Source organism: Pseudomonas sp. HS-18 (genome assembly GCF_020401845.1).
Taxonomy (GTDB): Bacteria; Pseudomonadota; Gammaproteobacteria; order Pseudomonadales; family Pseudomonadaceae; genus Pseudomonas; species Pseudomonas nitroreducens.
Map to the genome: position 1 here is coordinate 5,647,604 of NZ_CP084413.1, position 17,330 is coordinate 5,664,933.

The 17,330-nt window shown below is 66.7% G+C and carries 14 protein-coding genes; 9 read left to right on the forward strand and 5 right to left on the reverse strand.

Translation table 11 applies throughout. From position 1 onward, the window contains the following. Positions 1-104: 104 nt before the first annotated feature. The 3 genes from LDJ84_RS26380 to LDJ84_RS26390 all read right to left on the reverse strand — a co-directional run bounded on the left by LDJ84_RS26380 (position 105) and on the right by LDJ84_RS26390 (position 2,393). Positions 105-476 carry a translation initiation factor Sui1 gene (locus LDJ84_RS26380; protein WP_024766966.1) on the reverse strand — a complete coding sequence of 124 codons (372 nt, stop codon included), beginning with the start codon at positions 474-476 and terminating at the stop codon, positions 105-107. Positions 477-785: 309 nt separating this feature from the next. After that, positions 786-1,325 (reverse strand): NUDIX hydrolase, encoded by a 540-nt coding sequence (locus tag LDJ84_RS26385; RefSeq protein WP_065085527.1) that lies wholly within the window; start codon positions 1,323-1,325, stop codon positions 786-788. A 3-nt stretch (positions 1,326-1,328) separates the two neighbouring features. Further along, a complete protein-coding gene (locus tag LDJ84_RS26390) occupies positions 1,329-2,393 on the reverse strand; it encodes a DUF2333 family protein (RefSeq protein ID WP_024766968.1) in 1,065 nt (354 codons plus the stop codon). 288 nt (positions 2,394-2,681) lie between these two features. On the opposite strand from LDJ84_RS26390, the gene LDJ84_RS26395 reads away from it, so the two are divergent. Beyond that, a complete protein-coding gene (locus tag LDJ84_RS26395; protein ID WP_037014983.1) occupies positions 2,682-4,292 on the forward strand; it encodes a response regulator in 1,611 nt (536 codons plus the stop codon). 1,512 nt (positions 4,293-5,804) lie between these two features. Then, positions 5,805-6,392: a methyl-accepting chemotaxis protein gene (locus LDJ84_RS30995; RefSeq protein ID WP_413247470.1), complete on the forward strand. Its 588-nt coding sequence runs from the start codon at positions 5,805-5,807 to the stop codon at positions 6,390-6,392. 242 nt (positions 6,393-6,634) lie between these two features. On the opposite strand, the gene speB is transcribed toward LDJ84_RS30995, so the two are convergent. Both speB and LDJ84_RS26410 read right to left on the reverse strand, forming a co-directional pair. Then, positions 6,635-7,597 carry an agmatinase gene (gene speB, locus LDJ84_RS26405; RefSeq protein WP_065085529.1) on the reverse strand — a complete coding sequence of 321 codons (963 nt, stop codon included), beginning with the start codon at positions 7,595-7,597 and terminating at the stop codon, positions 6,635-6,637. A 148-nt stretch (positions 7,598-7,745) separates the two neighbouring features. Further along, positions 7,746-8,837 (reverse strand): polyamine ABC transporter substrate-binding protein, encoded by a 1,092-nt coding sequence (locus tag LDJ84_RS26410; RefSeq protein WP_038803358.1) that lies wholly within the window; start codon positions 8,835-8,837, stop codon positions 7,746-7,748. A 115-nt stretch (positions 8,838-8,952) separates the two neighbouring features. Between LDJ84_RS26410 and LDJ84_RS26415 the strand changes: the two genes are divergently transcribed. From LDJ84_RS26415 to LDJ84_RS26445, 7 genes are all read left to right on the forward strand, one after another. Further along, positions 8,953-9,861, forward strand: a complete 909-nt coding sequence (locus LDJ84_RS26415; protein WP_065085530.1) for a LysR family transcriptional regulator — start codon at positions 8,953-8,955, stop codon at positions 9,859-9,861. Positions 9,862-10,007: 146 nt separating this feature from the next. Beyond that, positions 10,008-11,861, forward strand: coding sequence for a protein-disulfide reductase DsbD (locus LDJ84_RS26420; RefSeq protein WP_065085531.1), 1,854 nt, complete (start codon positions 10,008-10,010; stop codon positions 11,859-11,861). 350 nt (positions 11,862-12,211) lie between these two features. Further along, a complete protein-coding gene (aroQ, locus tag LDJ84_RS26425; protein ID WP_015479055.1) occupies positions 12,212-12,655 on the forward strand; it encodes a type II 3-dehydroquinate dehydratase in 444 nt (147 codons plus the stop codon). A 24-nt stretch (positions 12,656-12,679) separates the two neighbouring features. Further along, entirely contained in the window at positions 12,680-13,147 is a 468-nt protein-coding gene (gene accB / locus LDJ84_RS26430) for an acetyl-CoA carboxylase biotin carboxyl carrier protein (RefSeq protein ID WP_065085532.1), read from the forward strand. A gap of 17 nt (positions 13,148-13,164) precedes the next feature. Continuing rightward, a complete protein-coding gene (gene accC / locus LDJ84_RS26435; RefSeq protein WP_024766369.1) occupies positions 13,165-14,514 on the forward strand; it encodes an acetyl-CoA carboxylase biotin carboxylase subunit in 1,350 nt (449 codons plus the stop codon). 184 nt (positions 14,515-14,698) lie between these two features. Further along, entirely contained in the window at positions 14,699-15,577 is an 879-nt protein-coding gene (prmA, locus tag LDJ84_RS26440; protein ID WP_024766368.1) for a 50S ribosomal protein L11 methyltransferase, read from the forward strand. Positions 15,578-15,637: 60 nt separating this feature from the next. Then, entirely contained in the window at positions 15,638-17,245 is a 1,608-nt protein-coding gene (locus LDJ84_RS26445; protein WP_083196179.1) for a DUF3426 domain-containing protein, read from the forward strand. Positions 17,246-17,330: the final 85 nt, after the last annotated feature.

Below are 17,330 nucleotides of genomic sequence, written 5' to 3' on the forward strand. Positions count from 1 at the left end.
GCCGATAAATCTCCCATCTAGGGAAAGGGCTTGCCGGCAATGCACGCAACGCACATCGCCTGGAACCCCTTCTCTGCAGAGGAGAATCGTTCGGGAGAGACGGCTCAGCCGCCGGATTTCTTCGCCTTGAGGCCGCGTTTGGTCAGCTCTTCGAGCAGCAGGTCGACGTGGTCGCCCTGGATTTCGATGATGCCGTCCTTCAGCGCGCCACCCGTGCCGCAGCGCTTCTTCAGCGCGGTCGCCAGGTCTTTCAGCGCATCGGCCGCCAGCGGCACGCCGGTCACCGTGGTCACGGTCTTGCCACCGCGGCCCTTGGTTTCACGACGCACGCGAGCGATGCCATCGCCGGCCGGAATTTCGGCCTGCTTGCAGATGCACGCGCCAACGGGCTGATTGCAGTCCGGGCAATGCCGGCCGGAATCAGTGGAGTAGACGAGCCCGCCGAGGGCGGACAGGGAGGATGCTTTCTTGACCACCGGGCGTTTCCCCAGGATTGGCCTCTTCGGGCCAGGTCAACGAATGGCCGGCGGGTACCGACCGCGACGCCCCACTCAGGCAGGGGCTGCGCAATTCCCGGCGGAGGACCCTGCCGGAAAGGTCGCGCAATTTAGCAGCATTGGAGGCAAATGCTAAGAGCGAAAATGCGTCATTGATCGGTGGTTTGGCGACATGCCCAACCCGGCCGGAGTCTTGGGGTGCCTGTAGGAGCGAGCCTGCTCGCGAACAAACCCCGCAGCGGGGCTCAGTTCGCGAGCAGGCTCGCTACTACGAAAAGCAACCCGACGTCAGAAACTGACCAGGTACTTGCGCAACGCCGCCAGCGAATCCGGGCAATAAGGTGTGCCCGCCTTGGCCTCGGCCAGCGCCTGGTGCGGGTCGATGAATTTCGCTTCCAGCACTTCCTCGGGCTGCAATGTCAGCGGCGCATCGGAAACGGCGGAGAACACCGCGCACCAGAGGCGGTTGTCCGGCTGGTCGAAGAAGAACGTGCCGTGGGGACGCAACTCGACGCCGGCGATGCCCAGCTCTTCCTCCAGCTCGCGGGCGGCGGACTCGGCGTAGCTTTCCTCGGCCTGGACCATGCCGCCGGCTGCCGGGTCCCAGTAGCCGGGGTAGACCGCCTTGCTCAGGGTACGGCGGTGCACGCACAGCTCGCCGGCAGAGTTGAACAGCAGGATGAAGGTGCCCCGGCCGATCAGCCCGCGCGCGCGCAGTTCGGCGCGCGGCAGGCTGCCCAGCAACTGGTCGTCATCGTCGACCCAGGCGATCTTCTCGGCGTCCGAGGCCGCCCGGTGGGCGGCCTCCTTGCGGCTGATGCCTTCCATCGATCAGCCCTGGGCCAGCAGCTGGCGCAGGTCGATGATCGCGGCGTTGGCGCGGGAGATGTAGTTGGCCATCACCAGCGAGTGGTTGGCCAGCACGCCGAAGCCGCTGCCGTTGAGGACCATCGGGCTCCACAGCGGCGCCTCGGCGGCCTCCAGTTCACGGATGATCTGGCGCACGCTGACGGTAGCGTTCTTCTTCGCCAGCACGTCGGCGAAGTCCACCTCGATGGCACGCAGGATGTGCGACAGCGCCCAGGCTTGGCCACGGGCTTCGTAGAACACGTTGTCGATCTGCATCCAGGGGGTTTCCTGGACCACTTCCTCGACCTGCGGCGCCTGGCCGGGCGCGACCGGCTGCATCGGCGTGATGTTGGTGTTCAGCTTGACCCGGCCAACGCTGGCCGAGAGGCGCTGGGACAGCGAGCCCAGGCGGGTGGAGACGTCACCCAGCCAGTTGTTCAGGCTGTCGGCGCGGGCGTAGAACTGCGCGCCGGCCGGATCGGCGGACAGGCGGCCGAGGTAGCGGTCCAGGGACTTGATGCCTTCGGCGTACTCGGACTCCGAGGACGGCAGCGCCCAGCTCTTGTTGTCGAAGTTGAAGCGCGGCTCGGCGCGCGCCAGGTCGGCGTCCTCGGTGGACTGCGACTGGGAGCGGGCGAAGTCCTTGCGCAGCGCGCGGGACAGGTCGCGCACCTGGACCAGGGCGCCATATTCCCAGCTGGGCATGTTGTCCAGCCAGACGCCCGGCGGGAAGATGTCGTTGGACAGGTAGCCGCCCGGCTTGTTGAGGATGGTGGCGACCACTTCCTTGAGGGTTTCCACCGTGGTGTAGCCCACCACCATCTGCCGGCCGGCGCGCTCGGCGGCGGCCTGGGCGTTCTGCTGCACGGGGAACAGATCCGGTTCCTGGCTCCAGTACCAGCCGATCACCCCGCAGACCACCAGGTAGGCACCCAGCAGGCCGCCCAGCACGCGACCCAGCCAGGGGCCGCCGAAGTAGGCGCGTGCATTGTCTACCGTGTCATCCACGCGATCACGCACGGAGCCGCGTTTCTTCCAGTTCCACATGGCAAGTTCCTTGATGTCCCGAATTCGAAGATAGCTTGGACCCACAACCGGCCCCAGGGTGCCGCGATTTTAGGCCTCGCTGCGCAAGCATGCCGCACCCGGGCAGGCCAGCGCAGCCTACCCTGCGCATGGTGCTAGGTAATGGTGCGAATTACAAAGCTTGAGATGTTTGACCGAAGGCACTGTTATTGCCATCAAGGATTGGTAGCATAGGGCCATCAGTGTGTATCACGGCGGAAACATATTCGCCCCGCAGGCCGCCGGTACGGCCCTATAAAGAAGCGCGCGATGACCGAGCTCGACGATCCATCCCTCGACCGCCTCAAGCATCACTTCGCCCAGCGGGTGATACACCAGGCCCGCCACCTGCTGGAGGTCTGGCAGCGCCTGTCGCGCTCGGAGTGGAACAGCGTCGGCATGGCCGAGCTGGCCGAGGCCTGCCTGCGCCTGCAGCGCTATGCCGAACGCTTCGAGCAGGCCGAGCACGCCGACCTCGCCAAGGCCATCGACCAATGCCTGCGCGCCGTGCAGGACAACCGCGGGCGCCTCTCCAGCGAGCTGATCACCGAGCTGAACCGGCTGATGCAGCGCCTGTCGCGCACCGGCCTGCGCCATGGCGACCAGTTCGAACATACCCACCTGCCGCCGCTGCGCAAGCCGGTCTACCTGGCCCTGCAGGACCTTGAGCGCGCTGAGCGCCTGGCCCAGCAGCTGGAGTTCTTCGGCATGGCCGCGCAGCCCTGCGAGCATGCCAACGCCTTCCGTGCCGCCATGGCCGACCGCCATCCGGCAGCCATCGTCATGGAAATCGACTTTGCCAACGGCCAGGGCCTGGCCCTGGCTGACGAAGCCCAGGCCGGCCTCAAGCAGAAGCTGCCGGTGCTGTTCTTCAGCCATGAGGAAACCGACACCCCGACCCGCCTGGCGGCCGCCCGCGCCGGTGGCCAGGACTTCTTCAGCGGCGCCCTGGACGCTTCCGGCCTGCTGGAGAAGATCGAGACGCTGACCCGCGTGGCGCACTACGAGCCGTTCCGCGTGCTGATCGTCGACGACTCCCGCGCCCAGGCCGCGCACACCGAGATGGTCCTCAACAGCGCCGGCATCGTCACCCGCGCCCTTACTGCGCCGCTGTCGGTGATGGCCGAGCTGGCCGAGTTTCAGCCGGACCTGATCATCCTCGACATGTACATGCCCGAGTGCCTGGGCACCGAGCTGGCCAAGGTGATACGCCAGCACGAGCGCCATGTCAGCGTGCCGATCATCTACCTGTCCGCCGAGGACGACCTGGACAAGCAGCTGGACGCCATGAGCGAAGGCGGCGACGACTTCCTCACCAAGCCGATCAAGCCGCGCCACCTGATCGCCACCGTGCGCAACCGCGCCGCCCGCGCCCGCAGCCTCAAAGCGCGGATGGTGCGCGACAGCCTGACCGGCCTGTACAACCACACCCATACCCTGCAGCTGCTGGATGACGCTCGCTTCCGCGCCCGCCGCGACGAGCGCCCGCTGACCTTCGCGATGCTCGATATCGACCACTTCAAGCGGGTCAACGACACCTACGGCCACCCCATGGGCGACCGGGTGATCAAGAGCCTGGCGCTGTTCCTCAAGCAGCGCCTGCGCAAGACCGATCACATCGGCCGCTACGGCGGCGAGGAATTCGCCGTGGTGCTGCCGGACACCGACGCCGAGTCGGCGCGCAAGGTACTGGAGGAAATCCGCCAGCGCTTCGCCGAGATCCACTATCCGGCGCAACCCCATGACCTCTCCTGCACCTTCAGCTGCGGCATCGCCGAACTCGGCGAGGAGATGGACATCAAGACCCTCGCCAAGCAGGCCGACGAGGCGCTGTACACCGCCAAGCACGGTGGCCGCAATCGCGTCGAGGTCTTCAAGTAACACCCAGCAGTGGCAGCGCGGCGCTCTGCCGCGACACATTCCGACCAAATGCTGGCACCGTGTCATCAGCCAGTAACCAAACTGCAATAGGTTCAGGGCTCGCCGTTTTTTCGCTGTCGGTCGAGACCTGCCATGCGCCTCAAGCTGCTCACCAACCTCAACACCGTCCTGCTCCTGCTCGTGTGTCTCGCGCTGGGCGCCACCCTGTGGTGGTCGCAACGCGCGCTGGAGCGCCCCTTCACGCTGATGGACCGCTACCTGGAACTCTCCCAGGGCTTCGAGCGCAAGGTGGCGCAGAACATCCAGGCGTACCTCGCCAGCGGCGACGCACTCAAGCAGAAAGCCGCGCAGCAGGCATTGGACGAACTGGCCGCGGAGCTGCCGCAACTGCCGGACAGCCTCAGCCAATTGCTCGGCCAGAGCCTCGACGAACTGCACCAGTTCAGCGGCAACCAGTTGCTCGCCGCCGGCAAGCTGGCGGGTGATCCGCAGGGTCTGCTGCTGCAGGCCGAGCGTGACCTGCTGGCCGCGCTGGACCAGCTCGGCACCTATGCCGACGCCAGCCAGAACCCTACCGCCGCCGAGTACCGTACCCCGCTACTGCAGGCCGGCCTGCACCTGACACGCCTGGCCCACGCGCGCGCCAAGCTGGTGGAAAGCGGCAACCCGGCGCTGGCCGAGGATATCCAGCGCGAGCTGGAAACCCTGCGCCAGCTGGCCGAGCGCATCGACGCCCTGCCGCTACTCGGCGTGCTGGAACAGCAGGCCTCTGCCTCGGACGACTTCGCCGCGATGATGGGCCTGGAATCCCGGCCGGCCGGCGAGGCGCAGAGCGAGGATCGCGGCGTCACCCTCAAGCGCGACCTCGCCAGCGTATTGCGCCGCTACCCCGACGAACTCAACCGCACCCGCCAACTGATCGCCCAGCGCCAGCAGCTGGCCAACGCCACCGCCCAGCGCCTGGGCGCCGTGCAGCAGGCCCTGGCGACGCTGGAGCCGCAGGTGCGCGAGGAGCGCTCGAAGATCCAGACGCAGGTACGCATCATCCAGGGCGCGCTGATCGCTCTGATCCTCGCCACCGCGCTGCTCATCGACACCCTGCAACGTCGCCTGGCGCGCGTGCTCGGTCAACTGGTCCCGGCGCTCTCGACCTGGGCGCGCGGGGACTTCGCCACCCCCATCGCGCTGAACACCCGTACCCGCGACCTGGTGGAACTGCAGGAATCGCTGAATCGCCTGCGCGACTTCCTCGGCACCCTGGTCGGCACTATCCACCAGCGCGCCGAGGAAGTGGCCGGCAGCAGCCGCGCCCTGGCCGAACTCAGCGGCGGACTGCACGCCGGCGCCGAGCGCCAGGCCAGCGACACCGGGGAAATCCGCGACGCGCTGGGCGATATGGAAGCGGCCATCCAGCAGGTGGCCGGCGACGCCAGCCAGGCGGCCTCGGCCAGCCATGCCGCCGGCATGGCCGTCGAACAGGGGCAGCAGGTCATCGGCAACAGCCTCAATGGCATGCGCGCGCTGGTGGACGAAGTGCAGAGCAACGCCCAGGCCATCGAGAACCTGGCGGAGGAATCGGCCACCATCGGCAACGTGCTGGGGGTGATCCGCTCCATCGCCGATCAGACCAACCTGCTGGCGCTCAACGCCGCCATCGAGGCCGCGCGCGCCGGTGAACAAGGCCGCGGGTTCGCCGTGGTGGCCGAGGAAGTGCGCTCTCTGGCCTTGCGCACCGCCGGCGCCACCGAGGAAATCCAGCAGCTCACCAAACGTCTGCAACAGGCCGCGCGGCAATCGGTGGAAGCGATGCGTAGCCAGGTCGAGCATGCGGAAATCACCGCCAACCAGGCCGGCGCAGCCGAGGGCGCGCTGGACGAAGTGGTCGGCGCCATCCGCACCATCGCCAGCATGGCCGAACGCATCGCCGAAAGCTCCGCGCAGCAGAGCGGCGCGGTCAGCGAGATCCGCTCGCATAGCGAGCGCATCCACGAGTTGGGCAGCCAGAACCTGCGCCTGATCGGCCAGGGACGCAGCCAGGGCGAGCAGCTGCAGGAACTGGGCGGGGCATTGCATACGGCGGTGCGGGCGTTTCGGGTGTAACGGACTCGACCTGTAGGAGCGCTCCCTGCGCGCAATCAAGGCCATGCCCCGTCCTTGAAGATCAAGAGCCCCTCACCCTAACCCTGGCTGCGCGCCCCGCTCCTCAAGCGGGAGAGGGGACCGTTCGGTGCAGGACGAAACCTCAGTCTCAGCCGGCACGGACGGCTCCCTCTCCCTCTGGGAGAGGGCTGGGGTGAGGGCATGCCCCGGCACAATGCCAACGGTTCGCTAGCTGGCCGAACTCAGCGCTCGCCCAGCTTGTGCCGCGCCGCGTACAGGCAAACCATCTCCATCGCCAGGGTCGCGCCGGCCAGGGCAGTGATCTCGGCGTTGTCGTAGGGCGGCGCGACTTCCACCACGTCCATCCCCACCAGGTTGATGCCGCGTAGTGCGCGGAGGATTTCCAGTGCCTGGTGCGAACTCAGCCCGCCGCAGACCGGCGTGCCGGTGCCCGGAGCGAAGGCAGGGTCGAGGCAGTCGATGTCGAAGGTCAGGTACACCGGGTTGTCGCCGACCCGCGTGCGGATGCGCTCGGCGATGGCTTGCGGCGAGTTGCGATGGACTTCACGGGCGTCCAGCACCTGGAAGCCCATCACGTCGTCGTTGGTGGTGCGCAGGCCGACCTGCACGGAGCGCGACGGGTCCACCAGTCCCTCGCGGGCCGCGTGGTAGAACATGGTGCCGTGGTCGATGCGCTGGCAGTCCTCGTCGGGCCAGGTGTCGCTGTGCGCGTCGAAGTGGATCAGCGACAGCGGGCCGTGCTTCTTCGCATGGGCCTTGAGCAGCGGGTAGCTGATGAAGTGGTCGCCGCCCAGGGTCAGCAGCGCGCAGCCGGCATCGAGGATGCGCGCAGCGTGGGCTTCGATGACGTCCGGGGTTTCCTGCGGCACGCCGTGGTCGAAGGAGCAGTCGCCGTAGTCGATCACCGCCAGGTGGTCGAAGGGGTCGAACTCCCAGGGAAAGTGCCGAGCCCACGCCATCTGCACCGAGGCGGCACGGATCGCGCGCGGCCCGAAGCGGCTGCCGGGGCGGTTGGTGGTGGCGGTGTCGAACGGCACGCCGCTGACCACCAGGTCGACGCCGCGCAGGTCGCGGCTGTAACGGCGGCGCATGAAGCTGGTGATGCCGGCGTACGTGGATTCGGCAGCGGTGCCGTAAAGGCTGTTGCGGGTGATGGCCTGGTCGTTGTCGTTAGCGAGATCCATGGCTTCCTCATCTTGGTTATCGGTGGGTCACGGTGTTCGGGGACGGTCCACAACGTAGGGCGCATAACCTGGAACAGGTTATCCGCCAGCCCTGTTTCGGCTCGGCGGATAACGCTGGCGCGTTATGCACCCTACAAAAGGTTCCAGGTCAGCTACGGGTGCGGAACGCTGACCACAGCCGGGTGCGGTCGCGCTGTTGCTTGAGCGTCAGCAATTGCTCGCCGAACAACTTCTGGCGCATCGCCGCCGGCGGGTAGATGTCCGGGTCGCCAGCCACGTCGGCGTTGAGCAGCGGCGTGGCCTTCTGGTTGGCGTTGGCGAAATACAGGGTGTTGGTCAGCTCGGCGATGGACTCCGGGCGCAGCATGAAGTCGATGAAGGCGCGGGCTTCCTGCGGGTGGGGGGCGTCCACCGGGATGGCCATGGTGTCGAACCAGATCAGCGTGCCCTCCTTGGGTATCCGATAGATCACCTCGAACGGCTTGTTCGCCTGCTTCGCTTGCGCGGCGCCCATCAGCGCGTCGCCGGTATAGGTCAGCGCGACGCACAGCGAACCGTTGGCAAGGTCATTGATGTGCTTGCCGCTGGCGATGTAGCGAACGTTGGGTTGCAGCTTGGCCAGCAACTCGCGCACCTGGGCAAGGTCGGCCGGCTCGGTGCTGTAGGGCGACTTGCCCAGGTAGTTCAGCGCCACGCTGATGACTTCCTGGGGCGAATCGATCAGCGAGATGCCGCAGTCGGCCAGGCGGCCGGCGTACTCGGGCTTGAACAGCAGGTCGAGGCTGTCCAGCGGCGCATCGGGAATACGCTTGAGCACCGCGTCCTTGTTGATCGCCAGGCCCACGGTGCCCCAGGTGTAGGGCACGCCGAAGCGGTTACCCGGATCGATGGTTGCGAGTTTCGCCAGCAGTTCCGGATCGAGGTTGGCGACGTTCTTCAGCTGCCCATCGTCCACCGGCTGCACGGCCTTGGCCTGGATGGCGCGGGCCAGCCCGCTGCTGGCCGGGAAGACGACGTCATAGCCGCTGCGGCCGGTCATCAGCTTGCTGTCGAGCACCTCGGCACTGTCGAAGGTGTCGTATTTGACGCGGATGCCGGTTTCCTTCTGGAAGCGTTGCAGCGCATCCGCGCCGACATAATCCGCCCAGTTGTACAGGTTGAGCACCCGCTCCTGCGCCTGCAGGGGCACGGCCAGCGCCACGGTCAGCGCCGCGAGAGTCGCCCGGAAGAACACACGCATGATCATCGCCTCGGAGTTGTTGTGGTTATGGGGCGAGCATGGGCTGGGCTTTACTTTGCAAAAATACAAAGTTAATTACTTTGGCATTTCTTCATAACAATGTTTGGGGACGACCATGCTCAGCCAATTGCGCGATCTCGACCTGCAACTGCTGCGCCTGTTCGTCACCGTGGTCGAATGCGGCGGCTTCAGCGCCGCCCAGGGCGAGCTGGGGCTGAGCCAGCCAAGCATCAGCATCCAGATGGCCAAGCTGGAGACGCGCCTGGGCTACCGCCTGTGCGAACGCGGCAAGGGCGGCTTCCGCCTGACGCCCAAGGGTGAGCATCTGTTGCAGGCGACGCGGCGGCTGCTCCTGTGCATCGAGGACTTCCGCGACGAGGCGCGCGGGGTGGCCGACAAACTGCTCGGCGAGGTGCGCATCGGCCTGTCGGAAAGCCTCGAAGAGAGCGTGCTGGCGCGGCTGTCCGACGCCATCCGGCGCTTCCGCCAGCGCAACGAGGCGGTCACCCTCGACCTGCTCACCGCCACGCCGGCCGAACTGGAACGCCTGCTCCTGCAGGACCGGCTGCACCTGGCGGTCGGCTACTTCGCCGGCACCCAGGCCGCGTTGCAGCACCGCACCTTGTTCATCGAACCGCAGGGACTGTACTGCGGCACCGGCCACCCGGCCTTCAAGGAAAGGAAGCCGACCCGTGATTCCCTCGCGGACGCCGACCAGGTGCTGCACCCCTACCGCTTCATCGCCGCCGACGAACCGTTACAGACCAGCCGCAGCAGCGCACGCTGCGAGCAGGTGGACGGCAGCCTGGCCTTCATCCTCTCCGGCGCGCACATCGGCTATCTGCCCCGGCACGTCGCCCAGCCCTGGATCGAACGCGGCCAATTGCGCGAACTGCTGCCCGGCGAGTTGGGTTTCGACGTAGCCTTCAGCCTGACGCGACATCGCGGTCGCCATCCCGGCGACGCCGAACAGGCTTTCGTCAGCGACCTGCTGGCAGCCTTCGGCCAGCGCGCGACGGATTGACGCAGGAGCAGCAGGGGAACCCGACCGCTCTGGCGCAGTCCCAAGCGGCCGATCACTTCTTGTGACAGCTCGTCGGGCATCGCCTCGGGCTGCGCCGGAAGCTTTCCGCTATCATGCCCGCCACCCCTGTAGTCCGCGAGATGTCCATGCGCCGCCTGCTTACCCTGCTCCTGCTCCTCGTCGCCCTGCCCGCCTCCGCCGGCCTGTTCGACAAACCCGCCGACAAGGGCGGCTTCGCCGTCGCGCAACCGGCCAAGGGCGACTTCCTGCCGGTGGCCGAGGCCTTCCGCGTCAGCGTCGAGGACAGCGACAGCCAGCAGGTGAAACTGCGCTTCATCAATGCCGACGGCTACTACCTGTACCAGCACCGGTTCAGCTTCAAGGTCGAACCCGCCGACAGTGGCGTGAGCGTCGGCGAAGTGAAGCTGCCGCCGGGCAAGCAGCACCACGACGATTATTTCGGCGACACCGTCGTCTACTACGCCATCACCGACATCGACATCCCGCTGGTCAACCCGCAGCACAAGCCCTTCACTCTCGTCGTCAGCTACCAGGGCTGCGCCGACAAGGGCCTTTGCTACGCGCCGGAAACCACCCGCCTGCAGATCGCCGACGGCCAGGCCGCCAGCGTGGTGACAGGCCCCGCGCCCGCCTCTGCCGCAAAGTCCGCCGCCGCTTCCGGCAACCCGCTGGCCAGCCTGCTGGGCGACCACGAACCGGGCAAGATCAAGAAGCTCGGCCGCGCTCTGGTGATCGTCTTCCTGCTGGGCCTGGCGCTGACCTTCACCCCCTGCGTGCTGCCGATGCTGCCGATCCTCTCTGGCGTGGTCCTGCGCGGCCGTCCGGGCGGCATGCGCGGCCTGGCACTGTCGCTGGCCTACGTGCTGCCGATGGCCGCCTGCTACGCGGTGCTCGGCACCCTGATGGGCCTGTTCGGCGCCAAGCTCAACCTGCAGGCGATGCTGCAGTCGCCCTGGGTGCTGATTCCCTTCGCGGCGTTCTTCGTGGTCTTCGCCGTGGCCATGTTCGGCGTGTTCGAGATGCGCCTGCCGGGCTTCCTGCGCGAACGCCTGGACAACATGGCCAACAACACCCGGGGCGGCTCCATCGCCGGCGCGGCGACCCTCGGCGTGCTCTCCAGCCTGCTGGTGTCACCCTGCGTCACCGCTCCGCTGGCCGGCCTGCTGCTCTATATCAGCAGCACCGGTGATGCCGTGGGCGGCGGCCTGCTGCTGTTCTCCCTCGGCCTGGGCATGGGCACGCCGCTGGTGATCTTCGCCGTCGGCGGTGGGGCACTGCTGCCCAAGAGCGGCGCCTGGATGAACGGCGTGCGCAACGTCTTCGGCGTGATGCTGCTGGCCGTGGCCATCTGGATGCTCGAACGACTGGTCTCCGGCCCGGTAGCGCTGACGCTCTGGGGCACCCTTGCCGGCGGCGTCGCCCTGGCCATCGGCACCCTCGAACTGGGGCCGAAGAAGCCGCTGCAGCGCCTTGGGCAACTGTTTGGCCTGATGCTGCTGGTCTACGCCGTGGCCGCCTGGACCGGCGCCCTGCGCGGTGAATCCGACCCGCTGCACCCGCTGGGGCGCAGCGGTCAGCGCATCCATGCCGGCCCACCCAGTTCCACGCCTGGCGACTGGCAGAACATCACCAGCCCCGCGCAACTCGATGCCGCCCTGGCCAGTGCCCGGTCCGCCGGCCGCCCGGTACTGCTGGACTGGTACGCCGACTGGTGCATCAGCTGCAAGATCATCGAGCGCCAGGTGCTGCCAGCGCCGGAGGTCCAGTCACAGCTGCCCGGCTTCGTCCTGCTGCGTTTCGACATGACCGCCAGTACCGAGGAACAGCGCGCCCTGCTCGACCGCTACAACCTGTTCGGCCCGCCGGCACTGCTGTTCTTCTCGCCAGAAGGCGACGAATGGAGCGATCTGCGCATCATCGGCGAGACCGACGCCGCCACCCTCGCCGACCGCCTCAAACAGGCGGGAACGCGCTCCTAAGAACCTGTTTGCAATCTCGCGAGCTAGGGCAGGGCAAGGCAAAAACGGGGGAGGAAGCGGAGTTTACGAGTAGTAAATGAGCATGACTCGCTGCGCTCGCCCCTTCGGGGCCGCACTGAAGTGCGTTAGCCGCAAGCGGCTTCCGACCCCCGTTTTTAACGCGGCCATGCCGACTCGCAGCAGGTTGCAAGCAGGTTCTGATCACAGTTTGACTGCAACGGTTCTGCCGTAATCGGCTGGCAACATGCTGACATCTACGGCAAAACCCGCATGACTGGACAGTCACGCCGGCTTTCCGGCATAGTCCCGCCCTATCTTTTCCCGCCAATAACAAGGACTACCGCATCCAGATGGCGACCTTACTGGTACTGCACGGGCCGAACCTCAACCTGCTGGGCACCCGCGAGCCCGACAAGTACGGCTCCGTCACCCTTGAGCAGATCAACCAGGACCTGGAGCGCCGCGCCCGCGAGGCCGGCCACCACCTGATGCACCTGCAGAGCAACGCCGAGTACGAACTGATCGACCGGATACACGCCGCGCGCAACGAAGGCGTGGACTTCATCCTGATCAATCCGGCCGCGTTTACGCATACAAGTGTCGCTCTACGTGACGCATTGCTCGCAGTGAGCATCCCATTCATCGAAGTGCACCTCTCCAACGTGCACAAACGTGAACCTTTCCGGCATCACTCCTACTTCTCCGACGTGGCGGTAGGGGTGATCTGCGGCCTGGGCGCCACAGGCTACCGCCTGGCCCTGGAATCCGCCCTCGAACAACTTGAACGCCCGTGACCTCACCTGGGAGAGCGAACACTGATGGACATCCGTAAAGTCAAGAAACTGATCGAACTGCTCGAAGAATCCGGCATCGACGAACTGGAGATCAAAGAGGGCGAAGAGTCCGTACGTATCAGCCGTCACAGCAAGACCGCCGCCCAGCCGGTCTACGCCGCCCCCCCCGCCTACGCTCCGGCCCCTGTCGCCGCCCCGGCTGCAGCTCCCGCCGCTGCCGCGCCGGCCGCCGAAGCCGCTCCGGCTGCGCAGAACCTCGCCGGCGCCGTGCGCTCGCCGATGGTCGGCACCTTCTACCGCGCTGCGTCGCCGACTTCCGCCAACTTCGTCGAAGTCGGCCAGAGCGTGAAGAAAGGCGACATCCTCTGCATCGTCGAAGCCATGAAGATGATGAACCACATCGAGGCCGAGACCAGCGGCGTGATCGGTCAGATCCTCGTGGAGAACGGTCAGCCGGTCGAGTTCGACCAGCCCCTGTTCACCATCGTTTAAAGCGCGGGGAGCCTGCGATGTTGGAAAAAGTACTGATCGCCAACCGCGGCGAAATTGCGCTGCGCATCCTGCGCGCGTGCAAGGAGCTGGGCATCAAGACAGTGGCCGTGCACTCGACCGCCGACCGTGAACTGATGCACCTGTCGCTGGCCGACGAAGCGGTCTGCATCGGTCCGGCCCCGGCTGCGCAGTCCTACCTGCACATCCCGGCGATCATCGCCGCGGCCGAGGTCACCGGCGCCGTGGGTATCCACCCCGGCTACGGCTTCCTCGCCGAAAACGCCGATTTCGCCGAGCAGGTCGAGCGCTCCGGCTTCACCTTCATCGGCCCGAGCGCCGACGTCATCCGCCTGATGGGTGACAAGGTGTCCGCCAAGGACGCCATGAAGAAAGCCGGCGTGCCGACCGTACCGGGCTCCGACGGCCCGCTGCCCGAAGACGAAGAAACCGCGCTGGCGATTGCCCGCGAGGTGGGCTACCCGGTGATCATCAAGGCCGCCGGTGGCGGTGGTGGTCGCGGCATGCGCGTGGTGCACCACGAGGAAGACCTGATCAAGTCCGCCAAGCTGACCCGCACCGAAGCGGGAGCGGCGTTCGGCAACTCGATGGTCTACCTGGAGAAGTTCCTGACCAACCCGCGCCACGTGGAAGTCCAGGTGCTCTCCGACGGCCAGGGCAACGCCATCCACCTGGGCGACCGCGACTGCTCCCTGCAGCGTCGTCACCAGAAGGTGCTGGAAGAAGCCCCAGCCCCGGGCATCGACGAGAAGGCCCGCGCCGAAGTGCTGGCCCGCTGCGTCCAGGCCTGCGTGGAAATCGGCTACCGTGGTGCCGGCACCTTCGAGTTCCTCTACGAGAACGGCCGCTTCTACTTCATCGAGATGAACACCCGCGTGCAGGTGGAGCATCCGGTGTCGGAGATGGTCACGGGCATCGACATCGTCAAGGAGATGCTCAGCATCGCCTCGGGCAACAAGCTGTCGATCAAGCAGGAAGACGTGGTCATCCGTGGCCATGCGCTGGAATGCCGGATCAACGCCGAAGACCCGAAGACCTTCATGCCCAGCCCCGGCAAGGTGAAGCACTTCCACGCACCGGGCGGCAATGGCGTGCGCGTGGATTCGCACCTGTACAGCGGCTACGCCGTACCGCCGAACTACGACTCGCTGGTGGGCAAGATCATCACCTACGGCAAGGACCGCGATGAAGCCATGGCGCGCATGCGCAACGCGCTGGACGAGCTGATCGTCGATGGCATCAAGACCAACACCGAGCTGCACAAGGAACTGGTCCGCGACAAAGAGTTCTGCAAAGGTGGCGTGAACATCCACTACCTGGAGAAGAAGCTGGGCATGGACAAGCACTAAGCGCCTGTCGAAAGCTGCTTCGCCTCCACCACAAGGGCTGCCTCCGGGCGGCCCTTGTGCTTTGCGGACCCAGCCCGCTGGCATGGCAAGGTGCCGTGCAGTAAGCTTGCCGCCTTTATCTGCGGGCCGCCCAGGCGGCCCGCTGTCTTTCCAGCACCATCCCAGCACGATCGAGGTTCCGCCCATGCCCTGGCTCCAAGTCCGACTCGCCATCACCCCGGATCAGGCGGAAACCTATGAAGATGCACTGCTGGAAGTCGGCGCCGTATCGGTGACCTTCATGGACGCCGAAGACCAGCCGATCTTCGAGCCGGACCTAGGCACCACGCCGCTGTGGAGTCACACCCACCTGCTCGCGCTGTTCGAGGCAGACACCGACGAAACCTCGTTGATCGCCCATCTGACCCTGCTGACCGGCGGCGAACTGCCCCAGCACCAGATCGAGCACATCGCCGACCAGGACTGGGAACGCAGCTGGATGGACAACTTCAAGCCGATGCGCTTCGGCCGCCGCCTGTGGATCGTCCCCAGCTGGCACGACGCCCCGGAGCCGGACGCGGTGAACCTGCTGCTCGATCCGGGCCTGGCGTTCGGCACCGGCACCCACCCGACCACCGCGCTGTGTCTGGAATGGCTAGACGGCCAGGAGCTGGCCGGCCAGCAGGTACTGGATTTCGGCTGCGGCTCGGGCATCCTCGCCATCGCCGCGCTGCTGCTGGGCGCCGCGCAGGCGACTGGCACCGATATCGACCCGCAGGCGCTGGAAGCCTCGCGCGACAACGCCTCGCGCAACGGCATCGAGCCGGAGAAATTCCCCGTCTACCTGCCCGCTGATCTGCCGAAGGAACCAGCGGACGTCCTGGTGGCGAACATTCTGGCCGGCCCGCTGGTCACATTGGCAGAGCAGCTCACCGGGCTGGTGAAATCCGGCGGCCTGCTGGCCCTCTCGGGCATCCTCGCCGAGCAGGCCGAGGAAGTGCGCGCGGCCTATGCCGGGGCCTTCGACCTCGACCCGACCGCCGAGCGCGATGGCTGGATCCGCATCAGCGGCCGCCGCCGCTGAGTGCCCGCCGTACGGGGCTTGAGTTAGACTAACCGCCAGATTTTTCCGCCGGACCGCCGCATGAGCGACAGCTTCATCACCCAGTGCCCCCATTGCCAGACCCGATTCCGCGTCAACGCGGCGCAACTGGGCGCGGCCAGCGGTGCTGTGCGCTGCGGAACCTGCCTGAAGGTGTTCAGCGCGCCGCAGAACCTGGTGGGCGAGCCGACCCAGGCGCCGGCAGTGGCAGCCAACGCGGCGCGCCCCATTGAAGCCGCCGAACCGGCAACCACCCCGGAGCCGATCATACCAGCGGCTCCGCCGAAGGCTCCGGAGCCGGTCGCCGCGGCGCCGATTCCCACGCCGGCCTTCAGCACCTTCACCCCCGAGAAGCCAGCCGTAGCGAGCGCCCCCGGCACCGCCACCCTTGGCTGGCCGCTGGCACCCCATGCCGCGCGGCACTCCAGCGATGTGGCGGAAAAACCCGCCATCGCTGAAGCGAAGGTGGAAGCAAAACCGACACCGGCTCCCGAGCCCACCCCGGCCATTGCCGCGACCACGGTGATCGCCCCGGCGGCAACCGTGATCAGCGAGCCAGCCAAACCCTCTCCCGTGACGGCAAAGAAAGACGAGACGCTGTGGATCCACGACGATCTCGACCTGGACAGCCTCAATCTCGACGAGGAACTGGCCAAGCTCGACGAGTTCGAGCTGTCCCAGGAATTTCTCAGTATCGAACGCGCGCCGCGCCCCAGCGAAGCCCTGCAGACTCGCCAGGAAGAGAAGCGCGACCCGCACGACGAACGCTGGGCCGAGGCCTTGATCGAAGAGGAACAGAAAGGCGCCAGCCGTGTGTCCCGCCAGGAACCCAGCCTCGGCCAACTGCCTGCCGACGAACTGGAGGAGCCGCCCGCCAGCGCACGCCTGGTAGCCGTAGCCGACCAGGAACCCGAGTCGGAAGAGCCGGAGGACGAACCGGCGCACGAACCGCGCATCGACCCCGCTCCCCTGCGAGCCGAGACCGACGACGAGAAGCTCCCCGCTTTCAGCGCCCGCCGCGATGAGGACGAGCCCAACGCCGTCGACGCCGAGGACGAAGAGCCGCCGCTGGCCGACAGCCGCCGCGCCGAACCGGGGTTGGGCAGTGACGGCCTGCACGACCTGAGCGACGAACCGCTGCAACTGGACTGGCAGAAACCCAAGAGCCGCTGGGGCCTCCGCCTGCTCTGGCTGCTGCTGGTCCTCCTGGCCCTGGCCGGCCTCGCCGGCCAGTACATCGCTTATCACTTCGACGAACTGGCCCGCCAGGACCAGTACCGTCCCTGGTTCGCCCAGGCCTGCCCGGAGCTGGGCTGCACCCTGCCGTCCAAGGTCGACGTGGAGCAGATCCGCAGCAGTAACCTGGTGGTGCGCAGCCACCCTGACTTCAGCGGCGCGCTGGTCGTGGACGCGATCATCTACAACCGCGCCAACTTCTCCCAGCCCTTCCCGCTGCTGGAAATGCGCTTCGCCGACCTCAACGGCCAACTGATCGCCAGCCGCCGTTTCAAGCCCAGCGAATACCTCTCCGGCGAACTGGCCGGGCAGAGCGAGATGCCGCCGCAGACGCCGATCCACATCTCCCTGGACATCCTCGATCCGGGCCCGAAAGCGGTGAACTACAGCCTGAGCTTCCACTCGCCGGAATGACCCGGCGGGTAGCTCAAAGCGCCTGAGCGCGCCAGTTCCGCTCGTCTTCCTACCTTGGGTGCTAAGCCCGAAGCTGTTCAGAATT

Bases quoted from the DNA above. Each gene is read 5' to 3' on its own strand.
- LDJ84_RS26395 (WP_037014983.1), top strand. From the start codon at position 2,682: ATGACCGAGCTCGACGATCCATCCCTCGACCGCCTCAAGCATCACTTC.
- LDJ84_RS26420 (WP_065085531.1), top strand. From the start codon at position 10,008: ATGCGCCGCCTGCTTACCCTGCTCCTGCTCCTCGTCGCCCTGCCCGCC.
- prmA (WP_024766368.1), top strand. From the start codon at position 14,699: ATGCCCTGGCTCCAAGTCCGACTCGCCATCACCCCGGATCAGGCGGAA.
- accC (WP_024766369.1), top strand. From the start codon at position 13,165: ATGTTGGAAAAAGTACTGATCGCCAACCGCGGCGAAATTGCGCTGCGC.
- aroQ (WP_015479055.1), top strand. From the start codon at position 12,212: ATGGCGACCTTACTGGTACTGCACGGGCCGAACCTCAACCTGCTGGGC.
- accB (WP_065085532.1), top strand. From the start codon at position 12,680: ATGGACATCCGTAAAGTCAAGAAACTGATCGAACTGCTCGAAGAATCC.
- speB (WP_065085529.1), bottom strand. From the start codon at position 7,597: ATGGATCTCGCTAACGACAACGACCAGGCCATCACCCGCAACAGCCTT.
- LDJ84_RS30995 (WP_413247470.1), top strand. From the start codon at position 5,805: ATGCGCGCGCTGGTGGACGAAGTGCAGAGCAACGCCCAGGCCATCGAG.
- LDJ84_RS26390 (WP_024766968.1), bottom strand. From the start codon at position 2,393: ATGTGGAACTGGAAGAAACGCGGCTCCGTGCGTGATCGCGTGGATGAC.
- LDJ84_RS26385 (WP_065085527.1), bottom strand. From the start codon at position 1,325: ATGGAAGGCATCAGCCGCAAGGAGGCCGCCCACCGGGCGGCCTCGGAC.
- LDJ84_RS26410 (WP_038803358.1), bottom strand. From the start codon at position 8,837: ATGCGTGTGTTCTTCCGGGCGACTCTCGCGGCGCTGACCGTGGCGCTG.
- LDJ84_RS26415 (WP_065085530.1), top strand. From the start codon at position 8,953: ATGCTCAGCCAATTGCGCGATCTCGACCTGCAACTGCTGCGCCTGTTC.
- LDJ84_RS26445 (WP_083196179.1), top strand. From the start codon at position 15,638: ATGAGCGACAGCTTCATCACCCAGTGCCCCCATTGCCAGACCCGATTC.